Origin of the sequence: Streptomyces sp. NPDC052036 (assembly GCF_040680495.1) — a bacterium.
Taxonomy (GTDB): Bacteria; Actinomycetota; Actinomycetes; order Streptomycetales; family Streptomycetaceae; genus Streptomyces.
In genome coordinates, this window is the sequence record NZ_JBFAWW010000007.1 from 247,977 (window position 1) to 261,595 (window position 13,619).

A 13,619-nucleotide genomic window follows, 5' to 3' on the forward strand; every position below is an offset into this window, starting at 1 on the left:
GGGACGGCGGGCGGCCGCCGGTCACGCCTTGGCCTTGTAGCCCCGCCCCCACTGCAGGCCCCACCCGTACAGCCGGTCCAGTTCCGCCTGGAAGCCGTACACGAACTTCACCTCGCGGCGGACGATCAGCTCGCCCTTGATGTTCTCTATCAGGACGACAGCGCAGGAGCGGGCCTGCGGGTGGCGTTCGTCGAGGCCGATCTCGATGCGCGGGCCGCTGCTGGGGTAGAGCGTGACGACGGCGTGCGTACGGTCGAACGCCGGCGTCTGGTCGTAGATGTAGACGAAGATCAGCAGCCGCTTGAAGTCGTCCCGGTGGTCCAGATTGACGAAGATCGTCTCACCGGTGCCGGAGCCGAACCGGTCGTCGCCGCTGAGCTTGATGTAGGGCGGCTCGTTCAGTTCCCCGAAGAAGCTGCCCAGCGGCTGCACCACGCCCTTGGAGCCGTCGCTCATCTCGTACATGCAGCCCAGGTCGAGGTCCACGTTGACCATGCTCTGGGTGTGGGCCTGCACCACCTCCGGGGTGAACAGCCGCAGCGGGTGGCGCAGCAGACCGCCCCGCTCGGGGCCGCCGATGTCGGAGGTCCGCATCCGCCACGACAGGTTGATGCGCAGATTGCCGGTCGCCGCCCCCTGCTTGGTGAGCGAGACCCGGTGATGCCGTTTGGTCAGTTCGATCGCGTTGGTCGCCGCGCTGCCCGAGTCGAAGTCGTTCGCGCGCCCGCGCCACACGCCGTCCCAGAAGCTCATGTCCGCCCCCCAGTGCCTATGGTCCAACAGCCGCGGGGCGGCCGCCGAGGACGAGTCCTCACGGCCGCCCCGAACAGAGCGTTCCTCATCGGGGCCCGGTCCACACCACGCGGCAGCCGCGATCGGCGGATGAGCCGACAGGGCGCGGGGAGGCGGACCGAGCTCCGGGGGCACTACACCCCGGACGAGACCTCAGTCCGCTCGTCCGAGGTCGCGCCTTTTCCCTCGGCCGCGGCGAGCGCCTGGTTGCGGCGCACCGAGGACCAGAAGGACCAGCCGATTAGGACGACGCCGACGAGACCGGTGATCACCTCGTTGATCTCGTACTGGATGGTGACCATGAGGATCACGGCCAGCGCGCCGATCGCGTAGTGCGCGCCGTGCTCCAGGTAGACATAGTCGTCGAGGGTGCCCTGGCGGACGAGGTAGACGGTCAGCGACCGGACGTACATCGCGCCGATACCGAGGCCGAGCGCCATCAGGATGATGTCGTTGGTGATGGCGAAGGCGCCGATCACACCGTCGAAGGAGAAGGACGCGTCCAGGACCTCCAGGTAGAGGAACATGAAGAACGCGGCCTTGCCCGCGAGCACCACCGCCGAGCGGTCCTTGCCGGTGCGCCGGGCCTCTTCCTCCTCCGCATGCTCGCGCTCCTCCTCATCCTCCAGCCGGTCCTCGAAGAAGCCGGACAGGCCACCGACGATCAGATACGTGATCAGACCGGCGATACCGGAGATCAGGACCGTCTGCGCCTTGTCTACGTGCGCGCCGCCGTGCTGGTGGGCGTGGGTGGCGAAGGTGAAGGAGGTGATCAGCAGGACGATCAGCGAGATGCAGACCGACAGCATGTCGACCTTGCCGAGCTTGGCGAGCGGGCGCTCGATCCAGCGCAGCCACTGGATGTCCCGCTCCTCGAAGATGAAGTCCAGGAAGATCATCAGAAGGAACATCCCGCCGAACGCGGCGATCGCGGGGTGCGCGTCGGTCACGAGCTGCTGGTACTGGTCCTTGTCGGTCAGTGCCAGATTCACCGCGTCTATCGGGCTCTTCTTCGCGGTGATGGCGACGATCACGACCGGGAAGACCAGTCGCATGCCGAAGACCGCGATCAGCACGCCCACCGTGAGGAAGATCTTCTGCCAGAAGGCATTCATCTTCTTCAGGATTCCGGCGTTGACCACAGCGTTGTCGAAGGACAGCGAGATCTCGAGGATGGACAGGATCGCCACAATGCCAAAGGCGGTCCACCCCCCGTAGAGGACCGCTGCGGCGAGGCCGACCGCGGTGACCACGAACGACCAGCCGAAGGTTTTCAGAAGCACTGGCTACCCAATCCGTATGTGTAGGGGGCTCCCCCGTCGCCGTACCCGGCTTTACGAAACGTTGACTCCGAAGTCTAGAGCGATCCCGCGAAGACCGGACGCGTACCCCTGTCCCACAGCCCGGAACTTCCATTCGCCGCCGTAGCGGTAGACCTCGCCGAAGATCATGGCGGTCTCCGAGGAAGCGTCCTCGCTCAGGTCGTAGCGGGCGAGTTCCTGGCCGTCGGCCTGGTTGACGACCCGGATGAAGGCATTGCTGACCTGGCCGAAGGTCTGGCCACGCTCGTCCGCCAGATGAATGGAGACCGGGAAGACGATCTTGTCGCACTGGGCCGGCACCTTGGCGAGATCGATCAGGATGGTCTCGTCGTCGCCGTCGCCGTCGCCCGTGAGGTTGTCGCCGGTGTGCTCCACGGAGCCGTCGGGGCTCTTGAGCTGGTTGTAGAAGACGAACCATTCGTCGCCGAGGACCCGGCCGCCGCTGCACAGGAGCGCGCTGGCGTCGAGGTCGAAGGGGGCTCCGGTGGTGGAGCGCGCGTCCCAGCCGAGCCCGATCATCACATGTGTGAGGTTCGGCGCGGCCTTGGAGAGGGAGACATTGCCTCCCTTGGCGAGCGTGACGCCCATGTTGCTGGTCCTCCCCGAGATACTGCGTCATCCCCGGGGGCGGAGACCCCCGGCGGTCGGGGGCCGGTCCCCCCCAGTGGTCATCCTGCGCCATGAGGGCGAAACCCTCGGCGGTCGGGGGGTGGCTCCCCCCACGAGCGGGGGCGGAAACCCCCCGACGAGCCAGGACGGCTCTCCTACGACGCTCGGTGACGCAAACCGCCCGATGGGGCGGAGCCGACGCCTTCCGCTGAGCGCGGGCGCCGTCCGCCGGGCGGTGTCCCGTCTCCGGCGGGGTGGCAGCCGTCCCGGTCGATGGCGAGGCAGTCGTTCTCGTATGTCGGTGGGAAAGCAGCCGTCCCCGTCCTGTCGCCGGACCGGGTGCCCGGCCCTGCCCGCCGAGACGGCCGATGCCCCGTGGAGGGGCGGAGACGGCCGCCTCCCGCCGACGGAGACGGGCGGCACCGCCCGGCGGAGGAGAAACGGCGCTCCCCCTACGTCCGGCGCCGCGCCCCTGACGGGACGGCGCCGGACGTCGGAGGTCGAGGTCGGCGAGTCCCGGACCGGGTGAGTCCCGGACCGGATCCGAGTCCGTCGTCGGCCTGGATCAGACGTTCACGCCGAAGTCCTGCGCGATGCCGCGCAGCCCCGAGGCGTAGCCCTGGCCGATGGCGCGGAACTTCCACTCCGCGCCGTGGCGGTACAGCTCACCGAAGACCATGGCAGTCTCGGTGGAGGCGTCCTCGCTCAGGTCGTACCGTGCGATCTCCTGCTGGTTGGCCTGGTTGACGACGCGGATGAACGCGTTGCGCACCTGCCCGAAGGACTGCTGGCGGTTCTCGGCGTCGTAGATCGAGACCGGGAAGACGATCTTTTCCACATCGGCCGGGACGGTGGCGAGGTTGACCTTGATCACCTCGTCGTCGCCCTCGCCCTCACCGGTGAGGTTGTCGCCGGTGTGCTCCACCGAGCCGTCGGGGCTCTTGAGGTTGTTGAAGAACACGAAGTGCTGGTCGCTGCCGACCTTGCCGGACGGGTTCAGCAGCAGCGCGCTGGCGTCCAGGTCGAAGTCGGTGCCGGTCGTGGTGCGGACGTCCCACCCCAGACCGACGAGGACCGCGGTCAGGCCGGGGGCCTCCTTGGTCAGCGATACGTTGCCGCCCTTGCTGAGGCTGACTCCCACGAGTCCTCCCATTGGTGTCCAGGGGCGGGGAGCCCCGTCGTGCGTTGGTGTCGGATCAACGTGTCGATCCTAGTGACGGGTTCCCACGCCCTGCAGGCCTTGGAACCGAAGAATCACAGGGTGTCGAGCGCCTTCACGTACTCGTTCAGGTCACGGGCGTCCGGCAGATCGTTGACGACGGTCCACCGCACCACGCCCTCCTTGTCGATGATGAAGGTCCCTCGCACCGCGCAACCCTTCTCCTCGTCGAAGACGCCGTAGGCCCGCGAAGTGTTGCCATGCGGCCAGAAGTCGGACAGCAGGGGGTACTCCAGACCCTCCTGCTCGCCGAAGACGCGCAGGGTGTGGATGGAGTCGTTGGAGACGGCGAGCAGCTGGGTGTCGTCGTTGACGAACTGCGGCAGGTTGTCGCGCAGCGCGCACAGCTCGCCGGTGCACACGCCGGTGAAGGCGAACGGGTAGAAGAGCAGCACCACGTTCTTGTGACCGCGGTAGTCCGAGAGCCGCACGGTCGCGCCGTGGTTGTCCCTGAGCTCGAAGTCGGGGGCCTTGTCGCCGACCTGGATCGCCATGGTCCTGCTTCCCTTCGGTGGGGCTGTTCGGGTGGGAACCACCCTACGCAGCGATCACCGCAGGCCCACGGACGGGCTGAGCGATGTCAGCCCGTCCGGTTGTGCACGGACGAGGCCGTTCGGGCGGCCGGTACGGATCGGGGGCACGGCCCCCGGACGCGGCCGCCCACGGTGTGGGTCACCGGCGGAGTGTCAGCGCTTGGACTTGGCCGCCTTCGGCGTCACCAGACGCGACCCGCTCCAGTCCTTGCCCACGCTGACGCTCTTGGACGCCGACAGGCCCGCCGTCGTCGCGGCTTCGGAGATGTCGCTCGGCTCCACGTAGCCCGTACGGCCGGTCTTCGGCGTGAGAAGCAGGATCGAGCCACCCTCTTCGATGTACGTGGTGGCGTCCACCAGCACATCGGTCAGGTCCCCGTCCTCGTCGCGGAACCACAGCACCACGGCGTCGGCGACGTCGTCGTACTCCTCGTCCACGAGCGGGGTGCCGATGACTTCCTCAATGGACTCGCGGAGCTCCTGGTCGACGTCGTCGTCGTAGCCGATCTCCTGGACCACCTGCTCGGGCTGGAACCCCAGCCTCGCGGCAGGGTTCGTCCGCTCCTCCGCGTGGTCCGCGGTCGCGCTCACGGGTTGCCTCCTGATCATGTCTTGGTGAGTATCTCAGCCACGCGCGTACGCGAAGCATTGGCCGTAGTCCACACGGGCGGGACGGATCGCGCAAGTACCCGGCCGTTCAGACCGCCGAAACGGTGACGATCCTGGCCGTGTCGCCGCAACTCCAGGCACCGTATCGCGCCCGACGGTGATCTACACCACACCGTTCTGCCCGGTTTGTGCATTCCGGAATCCTCCATGGGTACGAGACTCGAATGGCTTTGCGGTACAGATCACGACCCGAGCGTATCGTCGCGATTTGGTGGGGACCGCCCCTGAAGCCCCGTTCTCCGTCGTGGTTACCTCGTGGTAGAGATGACGTTTCACTCGCCCCAGGTACACGATGGGGAGCGGCGCAGGCACATGCCAGAAGTGGCCCTCTGACAGGTAAGGAACAGCGTGGCTTCCGGATCCGATCGCAATCCGATCATCATTGGCGGCCTTCCGAGTCAGGTTCCTGACTTCGACCCCGAGGAAACCCAGGAGTGGCTCGACTCCCTCGACGCCGCCGTGGACGAGCGCGGCCGTGAGCGGGCCCGCTATCTGATGCTCCGTCTGATCGAGCGCGCCCGCGAGAAGCGCGTGGCCGTGCCCGAGATGCGCAGCACGGACTACGTCAACACCATCCCCACCAAGAGCGAGCCGTTCTTCCCCGGCAACGAGGAGATCGAGCGCAAGATCCTCAACGCCACGCGGTGGAACGCCGCCGTGATGGTCTCCCGTGCCCAGCGGCCCGGCATCGGGGTCGGCGGCCACATCGCGACCTTCGCCTCCTCCGCCTCGCTGTACGACGTGGGCTTCAATCACTTCTTCCGCGGCAAGGACGAGGGCGACGGCGGTGACCAGGTCTTCTTCCAGGGGCATGCCTCGCCGGGCATCTACGCCCGCGCGTATCTGCTGGACCGGCTGAGCGAGAAGCACCTGGACGGGTTCCGCCAGGAGAAGTCCAAGGCGCCGTACGGTCTGTCCAGCTACCCCCACCCGCGGTCGATGCCGGGCTTCTGGGAGTTCCCGACGGTCTCCATGGGCCTCGGCCCGATCTCGGCGATCTACCAGGCCCGGATGAACCGCTACATGGAGGCGCGCGGCATCGCGGACACCTCCAGGTCGCAGGTGTGGGCGTTCCTCGGCGACGGCGAGATGGACGAGCCGGAGTCGCTCGGCCAGCTGTCGATCGCCGCCCGTGAGGGCCTGGACAACCTGACCTTCGTCGTCAACTGCAATCTGCAGCGCCTGGACGGCCCGGTGCGCGGCAACGGCAAGATCATCCAGGAGCTGGAGTCGGTCTTCCGGGGCGCCGGCTGGAACGTGATCAAGCTGATCTGGGACCGCACCTGGGACCCGCTGCTGGCGCAGGACCGGGACGGGATCCTGGTCAACAAGATGAACACGACGCCGGACGGCCAGTTCCAGACGTATGCCACCGAGTCCGGCGCCTACATCCGCGACCACTTCTTCGGCGACGACCACCGGCTGCGCGCAATGGTCGAGAACATGACCGACGACCAGATCCTGCACCTGGGCCGTGGCGGTCACGACCACCGCAAGATCTACGCGGCGTTCAAGGCGGCCAAGGAGCACAAGGGCCAGCCGACGGTGATCCTGGCCAAGACGATCAAGGGCTGGACGCTCGGCCCGAACTTCGAGGGCCGCAACGCGACGCACCAGATGAAGAAGCTGACGGTCGACGACCTGAAGCACTTCCGCGACCGTCTGCACCTGCCGATCTCCGACAAGGACCTGGAGTCCGGCCTGCCGCCGTACTACCACCCGGGGCGGGACACGGAGGAGATCCAGTACATGCACGACCGGCGCAGGTCGCTCGGCGGGTATGTACCGACACGCGTCGTGCGCTCCAAGCCGCTGCAGCTGCCGGGCGACGCCGCGTACGCATCCGTGAAGAAGGGCTCGGGCCAGCAGTCGATCGCGACGACCATGGCCTTTGTCCGTCTCCTCAAGGACCTGATGCGGGACAAGGAGATCGGCAGGCGGTTCGTGCTGATCGCGCCGGACGAGTACCGCACATTCGGCATGGACTCGTTCTTCCCGACCGCGAAGATCTACAACCCGCTCGGCCAGCAGTACGAGTCGGTGGACCGCGATCTGCTGCTCGCCTACAAGGAGTCGCCGACCGGGCAGATGCTGCACGACGGCATCTCGGAGGCGGGCTGCACGGCCTCGCTGATCGCGGCGGGTTCGGCGTACGCGACGCACGGCGAACCGCTGATCCCGGTGTACGTCTTCTACTCGATGTTCGGTTTCCAGCGGACCGGCGACCAGTTCTGGCAGATGGCCGACCAGCTGTCGCGCGGTTTCGCCCTGGGTGCGACCGCCGGTCGTACGACCCTGACCGGCGAGGGCCTGCAGCACGCGGACGGGCACTCCCAGCTGCTCTCCTCGACCAATCCGGCATGCGTGGCCTACGACCCGGCGTACGGGTACGAGATCGCCCATATCGTGCAGGACGGTCTGCGCCGGATGTACGGCAGCTCGGCGGAGCACCCGCACGGCGAGGACGTCTTCTACTACCTCACCGTCTACAACGAGCCGATCCAGCAGCCGGCCGAGCCCGCGGACGTGGACGTGGAGGGCATCCTCAAGGGCGTCCACCGGATCAGCGAGGGCACCTCGGGCACGGTGCCGGCGCAGATCATGGCGTCGGGTGTGGCGGTGCCGTGGGCCCTTGAGGCGCAGCGCATCCTCGCCGAGGACTGGAACGTCCGGGCGGACGTCTGGTCGGCGACCTCCTGGAACGAACTGCGGCGCGAGGCCGTGGCGTGCGAGGAGCACAATCTGCTGCATCCGGAGGAGGAGCAGCAGGTGCCGTACGTGACGCGGAAGCTGAGCGGCGCGGAGGGCCCGTTCGTGGCGGTGTCCGACTGGATGCGGTCGGTTCCGGACCAGATCGCGCGCTGGGTGCCGGGCGCCTACCAGTCCCTGGGTGCGGACGGCTTCGGTTTCGCGGACACGCGCGGTGCGGCCCGCCGCTACTTCCACATCGACGCCGAGTCGATCGTGGTCGCGGTGCTCACCGAGCTGGCCGGGGCGGGCAAGCTGGACCGCTCGGTGCTCAAGCAGGCCATCGACCGGTACCGGCTGCTCGACGTGACGGCGGCCGGCCCCGGGACGCCGGGCGGCGACGCCTAGGCGCCACGGGAGGCATGTGCGCCCGAGTGGATCAGGGGCGGCGGGGACGACTGTCCCGCCGCCCCTGCTCGTTTTCTACGATGCGGGCATGGAGCAGCAATCGGCGCAGGTCCGCTGGGAGAGTCACACCCAGCGTCCGCTGCTGGCGCTCGCCGTGGCCTTCGCCGCCGCCTATGCCGTACCGATCGTGGACAGTGACGCGAGTCCCGCGCTGACGACCGGGTGCACGGTGGTGGAGTGGGTGGTGTGGGCCACGTTCGCCGTCGACTATCTGATGCGGCTCGGGCTCAGCCGGCGCCGCCGGGAGTTCGTCCGGACCCACTGGCTCGATCTGTGCGCGGTGATCATGCCGATGCTCCAGCCGCTGCGGCTGCTGCGGATGGTGGCCACGCTGATACTCGTGGGCCGGCGGGCGCGGATGGCCTCGCAGATCCGGCTGACGACGTATGTCGTCGGGGCGGTGACCGGGCTGCTGATGTTCGGGTCGCTGGCCGTGCTGTCGGTGGAGCGGGAGTCGCCGAACGGGAACATCAGGACGCTGGGCGACGCCGTGTGGTGGTCGTTCACGACGATGACGACCGTGGGCTACGGGGATCACGCGCCGACCACCGGGCTCGGGCGGATCCTCGCCGTGGGGCTGATGCTGTCCGGGATAGCCCTGCTCGGTGTGGTGACCGCCAATATCGCCGCGTGGTTCATCGCACGGTTCGAGAAGGACGGCGTGGAGGAGCGGCGGCAGACGGCGGCGATCGAGGCGCTGACCGAGGAGGTACGGGCCCTGCGGGCCGAGGTCGCCGCGCTGTCGGGGGCGTCCGTGCCGCCCTCACAGACGCATCAGGGGACGGGCCCCCGACCGTAGCCGAGGACCCGTCCGGCTCGGCTCCCGCCCGTAGCCGAGGACCGTCCGGATCCTCCCCGCGGGTCAGAGCAGTCCGTTCCCGGGGCCGGCCAGCCAGACGATCGCCAGAAGCGTGTCGATCGCGCCCAGGACCAGGGCGACCACGGCCGGCAGCGGGCGGCTGCCCGCCCAGCTGCGGCCCATGGCCAGCCAGCCGCAGACCACCGCGACGGGTCCGAGGATGATGCCGAGGGCGAAGAAGCCCGCGATCGCGCAGACGACTCCGACGATTCCGAGCGTCGCGCGATCCGGCCCTCCCCCGATTTCTCGGCTTCGCTCGAACAGGGGGGACCCCCACCGGGACCCCATCCGGCTGCGTGAGCGGGGATACCTGCGCGTGCCGTGTCCGAAGCCCGCCATCATCAACTCCCTGAACTCATCGGTTCGTTCGGGCCTGATGTGCGGGTACCCCCGTCTCCCCCACCGATTCCTGCCTGCGCGCTGCCCCCCTCCAGCAGCGCGCCGCAGTCCGGCCGTCCTCAGTCCGTACGCCCCAGTCGTACGGAGGACGTGATCCACTGTGACCTGCGGCGCGCATCCGGGTGGAGGGATCTTTAGCGCGTTCACCCTGATGAGCGAAAGCGCCCGCGGAACGGCGTGTCAGATGTGCGCGGCCCCCGCGCCCGTCTCCGCGTTGTCGCCCCGCTTGGTGAGCAGCGCGACCAGCACCGCGACGGCGGCGACACCCGCGGCGACCAGGCAGGCCAGGCTCATGCCGGAGATGAACGTGTCGTGCGCGACGCCCGCGATCCTCGCGGCGATCGGGGCCGGTGTGCCCTTCTGCACCGGAGCGACACCCTGCTGGACCAGCTGCGAGACCTGGTCGAGCTGGGCGGGGGCGAGCGGCGGCAGCTTGGCCGCGGCCCAGTTGCCCGGGAGGTCGCTGTCCACACGGGAGGCCATCACCGCGCCCAGGACCGCCGTGCCGAGGCTTCCGCCGATCTGCATCGCGGCCTGCTGGAGACCGCCGGCGACGCCGGACAGCTCCATCGGCGCGTTGCCGACGATCACCTCGGTGGCGCCGACCATCACGGGGGCGAGACCGAGCCCCAGCAGCGCGAACCAGACGGACATGACGCCGCTGCCCGTGCCCGCCTCGAGCTTCGACATGCCGAACATGGCGATCGCGGTGAGGAGCATGCCGCCGGCCAGCGGGATGCGCGGGCCGGCCTTGGTGATCAGAAGGCCCGCGATCGGGGAGCCGACGATCATCATGCCGGTCAGGGGCAGCAGGTGCAGGCCCGCGTCGACCGGGCTCATCCCGTGCACGTTCTGGAGATAGAAGGTGACGAAGAACAGGCCGCCCATGAACGCGATCGCCATGAGGACCATCAGGACGACGCCCGCCGACAGCGGCACCGAACGGAACAGCCCGAGCGGGATCAGCGGCTCCCGGACCTTCGCCTCCCAGACGGAGAAGAGGACGAAGCCCAGCACGGACGCGCCGATGAAGAGCCAGGTCTTGCCGTCGCCCCAACCCCAGGCCGGCGCCTTGATGAGCGCCCAGACCAGACAGAACATCGCGCCCGACAGCAGCGCGATGCCGAGCAGGTCGAAGGAGCGCGGCGCGTTCTCGGCCCGGTGGTCCCTGAGGATGAACAGACCGAGGACGAGTGCGAGCACGCCGACCGGCACGTTGATGAAGAAGACGGACTGCCAGCTGACATGCTGGACGAGCAGGCCGCCGAGGATCGGGCCGCCCGCGGTGGAGGCGCCGATGACCATGCCCCAGATGCCGATCGCCATGTTCAGCTTCTCGGCCGGGAAGGTGGCCCGCAGCAGGCCGAGCGCGGCCGGCATCAGCAGCGCGCCGAACAGGCCCTGGAAGACGCGGAACGTCACGACGAGGGCGATGCTGTCGGACAGGCCGATGGCGCCGGAGGCACTGGCGAAGCCGACCACGCCGATCAGGAACGTCTGCCGGTGGCCGAAGCGGTCTCCGAGCTTGCCCGCGGTGATCAGGGTGACCGCGAGGGCGAGGAAGTAGGCGTTGGTGATCCACTGGACGTCGGAGAAGCTGGCGCCGAGGTCCTTGGCGATGGCCGGGTTGGCGATGGCCACGATGGTGCCGTCCAGCGCGACCATCATCACGCCGATGGCGACCGAGACGAGGGTGAGCCACGGATGTCCGCGCAGGCCGCGGTCCGGGGCCCGCTCCTGCGGTGCTGTCGACGGACCGGCTGTCCTGTCCCCCGGTTCCGTCGCGTCGACGGTGGTCTGACTAGTCATGTTTTCGAGGCTAGTGACAGCCACTGACAGTTGACAAACCAATTCACAAGTCAGTAACTGTCACGTCATGTACCGATAGCCCGAACAGGGCAGATGAACGGAAAGAGGACCGATGGAGACGGCGTCGCGGCCGGGACTGCGAGAACGCAAGAAACAGCGCACCCGGGACGCACTGCTGCGGGCCGCCCTGGAACTGTTCACCACCAAGGGCTACGAGGCCACGACCGTCGACGAGATCGCCGAGGCCGCGGACGTGTCGCAGCGCACCTTCTTCCGCTACTTCGCCGGCAAGGAGGACGCCGTCTTCTTCGTCCAGTCCCTGGCGGAGTCGCACTTCGTCGAGGCGGTACGCGCGCGACCGGCCCACGAGGCCCCGCTGAAGGCACTGCGGCAGGCGATCCTGGAGGGCTGGGACAGCATCGGCGAGGCCGTCGAGGAAATCATCCCCACCGAACTCCACCTGCGTGCCTATCGGTTGATCGAGTCGACACCGGCCCTGTTCGCCACCCATCTGCGCCGTTCGGCGGAGTTGGAGGAGGACATCGCCCGCATCATCGCCGAGCGCGAGGGCCTCGACGTGGACGCGGACCCGCGCCCGCGCGTCGCGGTGGCGGTGTTCGGCGGAGTGATGCGCGTCACGGAACGGCTGTGGTGCGCGGGCCAGGACATCACCGTGGACGCGCTCCGCGAGCTGACCGCCTGGCATCTCGACGCCGTGGGTCCGGCATTGGCCGAGAAGTGGCACACGAACTGAGCCGTTCACACCGCGCTGATCCCGTACGCGTCAAGTGAATTCCCGTCAGGCCGGACGCCGGCACGGCCGATGGAGTGAAGGAATGGTGACACGGCGTACCAAGTGGCGTGCATCTCATCGACGCAGTGTGACGATCGACCTTAATACGCGTCCGTTTTGCCGGAATTGAAGGGTGCGAAACGTGAGACGCGTCACTCGGTTAACGCGAGACACTCTCGTTCTCCTAGTGTGTCCTTCCAGTGACTTCCTTCGATACCTCCCCGCAACTCAACGTCTGGCGCGCGCTGCTCGCGCTGGCCGTGGTCTTCGTGATGCTCGCGACGACCGGCTGGACCGCCGTGCGCAGCCACCCCGGCGCCACGCCCCTCGCGGCCTCGCGCTCGGCGTGGGAGCACGGCAGGATCGCCGGGCACGAGCTGCCGGACCCCGAGGGGTCCCCCGCGCTGCTGACCCGCTTCTTCGCCTCGCTCAGCGCCCACCAGCGTTCCCGGCTCGCCCACCGCTATCCGCTCGCGGTCGGCAACATGAACGGGGCGCCGGTACAGCTGCGCTACGAGGCCAACCGCATCGCCCTGGACCAGCAGCGCAAGGTCGAGCGCGCCCGGATGCACGACGACCGGCTGTCGTCGGTCGGGCAGCAGGAGGCGGGCCGTCTCATGCACCGCTTCGAGGCTCTGACGGCCCGAGGCCGGCAGATCCTCGCCTTCGACCCTGAGGGCTCGGGCCGGATCGCCGAGGTCTTCGGCGACCTGGACACCGCCCGGCGGGTCTCGGTCGTCGTCCCCGGCGTGGACACCGACCTGCTCACCTTCCAGCGCACCTACCGCATGTACTCGGCACCCGTCGGCATGGCCCAGTCGCTCTACGCGGCGGAGCGCGCGGCGAGCCCCCGCACTCCCACCGCCGTGATCGCCTGGGCCGACTACACCTCGCCGGGGGGCATCGGCGTGGAGGCGGCCACCGCGATGCGCGCCGAGGAGGGTGCCGTACGGCTCGACGCCCTGGTCCGCGCCCTGCCCGGCCGGTCGTCCGTCCAGCTGTACTGCCACAGCTACGGCTCGGTGCTCTGCGGTGTGGCCGCGCACACCCTGCCGTCGCGGGTGTCCGACATCACCGTGGCGGGCAGCCCCGGCATGCGCGCCGAGTCGGCCGCCGGGCTGCACACCACGGCCCGGGTGTGGGCGATGCGCGACGCCGACGACTGGATCCAGGACGTGCCGTACATGGAGCTCGGAGGCCTCGGCCACGGCGCCGATCCGGTCTCGGGCGGCTTCGGGGCGCGAGTGCTGTCCGCACAGGGAGCGAAGGGGCATGCCGGTTATTTCGAGCCGGGCACCGAGAGCCTGCGCAACTTCGCCGAGATCGGCGTCGGCGCGTACGACACGGTGCACTGCGCCCACGACACCGACACCTGCCGGGCGGGTTTGTCCGGCGCGGTGGCGGCCGGACGCGCGTAGAAAAACAGGAATTGCGGTCTGCCCGGGGAGGCGACGGAGGA

The 13,619-nt window shown here is 68.6% G+C and carries 12 protein-coding genes; 4 read left to right on the forward strand and 8 right to left on the reverse strand.

The genetic code is table 11. The features are described from left to right. Positions 1-21: 21 nt before the first annotated feature. The 6 genes from AB0L95_RS13655 to AB0L95_RS13680 form a co-directional block, all read right to left on the reverse strand. Positions 22-753 (reverse strand): Tellurium resistance, encoded by a 732-nt coding sequence (locus tag AB0L95_RS13655; RefSeq protein WP_365161407.1) that lies wholly within the window; start codon positions 751-753, stop codon positions 22-24. Positions 754-926: 173 nt separating this feature from the next. Then, a complete protein-coding gene (locus AB0L95_RS13660) occupies positions 927-2,075 on the reverse strand; it encodes a DUF475 domain-containing protein (protein ID WP_365161409.1) in 1,149 nt (382 codons plus the stop codon). Positions 2,076-2,126: 51 nt separating this feature from the next. Continuing rightward, complete coding sequence (locus AB0L95_RS13665) at positions 2,127-2,702, reverse strand: TerD family protein (RefSeq protein WP_365161411.1); 576 nt, start codon at positions 2,700-2,702, stop codon at positions 2,127-2,129. A gap of 586 nt (positions 2,703-3,288) precedes the next feature. Further along, positions 3,289-3,864, reverse strand: a complete 576-nt coding sequence (locus AB0L95_RS13670) for a TerD family protein (RefSeq protein WP_365161413.1) — start codon at positions 3,862-3,864, stop codon at positions 3,289-3,291. 113 nt (positions 3,865-3,977) lie between these two features. Next, positions 3,978-4,436: a peroxiredoxin gene (locus tag AB0L95_RS13675; protein WP_311698293.1), complete on the reverse strand. Its 459-nt coding sequence runs from the start codon at positions 4,434-4,436 to the stop codon at positions 3,978-3,980. A 192-nt stretch (positions 4,437-4,628) separates the two neighbouring features. Beyond that, the gene (locus AB0L95_RS13680) at positions 4,629-5,066 is read right to left on the reverse strand and encodes a DUF3052 domain-containing protein (RefSeq protein WP_365161415.1); all 438 of its coding nucleotides are present in this window, start codon (positions 5,064-5,066) and stop codon (positions 4,629-4,631) included. A 426-nt stretch (positions 5,067-5,492) separates the two neighbouring features. Between AB0L95_RS13680 and aceE the strand changes: the two genes are divergently transcribed. Both aceE and AB0L95_RS13690 read left to right on the forward strand, forming a co-directional pair. Beyond that, entirely contained in the window at positions 5,493-8,240 is a 2,748-nt protein-coding gene (gene aceE / locus AB0L95_RS13685) for a pyruvate dehydrogenase (acetyl-transferring), homodimeric type (RefSeq protein ID WP_365161417.1), read from the forward strand. A gap of 88 nt (positions 8,241-8,328) precedes the next feature. Continuing rightward, entirely contained in the window at positions 8,329-9,099 is a 771-nt protein-coding gene (locus AB0L95_RS13690; RefSeq protein ID WP_365161419.1) for a potassium channel family protein, read from the forward strand. A 63-nt stretch (positions 9,100-9,162) separates the two neighbouring features. Here AB0L95_RS13690 and AB0L95_RS13695 read toward each other — a convergent pair whose 3' ends face one another. Beyond that, complete coding sequence (locus AB0L95_RS13695) at positions 9,163-9,501, reverse strand: small hydrophobic protein (RefSeq protein WP_365161421.1); 339 nt, start codon at positions 9,499-9,501, stop codon at positions 9,163-9,165. A gap of 237 nt (positions 9,502-9,738) precedes the next feature. After that, positions 9,739-11,367 carry an MFS transporter gene (locus AB0L95_RS13700; protein ID WP_365161422.1) on the reverse strand — a complete coding sequence of 543 codons (1,629 nt, stop codon included), beginning with the start codon at positions 11,365-11,367 and terminating at the stop codon, positions 9,739-9,741. A 112-nt stretch (positions 11,368-11,479) separates the two neighbouring features. Here AB0L95_RS13700 and AB0L95_RS13705 point away from each other — a divergent pair, with 112 nt between their 5' ends. Next, on the forward strand, positions 11,480-12,121 hold the full coding sequence (locus tag AB0L95_RS13705; protein WP_365161424.1) for a TetR family transcriptional regulator: 642 nt from the start codon (positions 11,480-11,482) through the stop codon (positions 12,119-12,121). Between the two features lie 239 nt (positions 12,122-12,360). Beyond that, positions 12,361-13,578 (forward strand): alpha/beta hydrolase, encoded by a 1,218-nt coding sequence (locus AB0L95_RS13710; RefSeq protein ID WP_365161426.1) that lies wholly within the window; start codon positions 12,361-12,363, stop codon positions 13,576-13,578. Positions 13,579-13,619 lie beyond the last annotated feature (41 nt).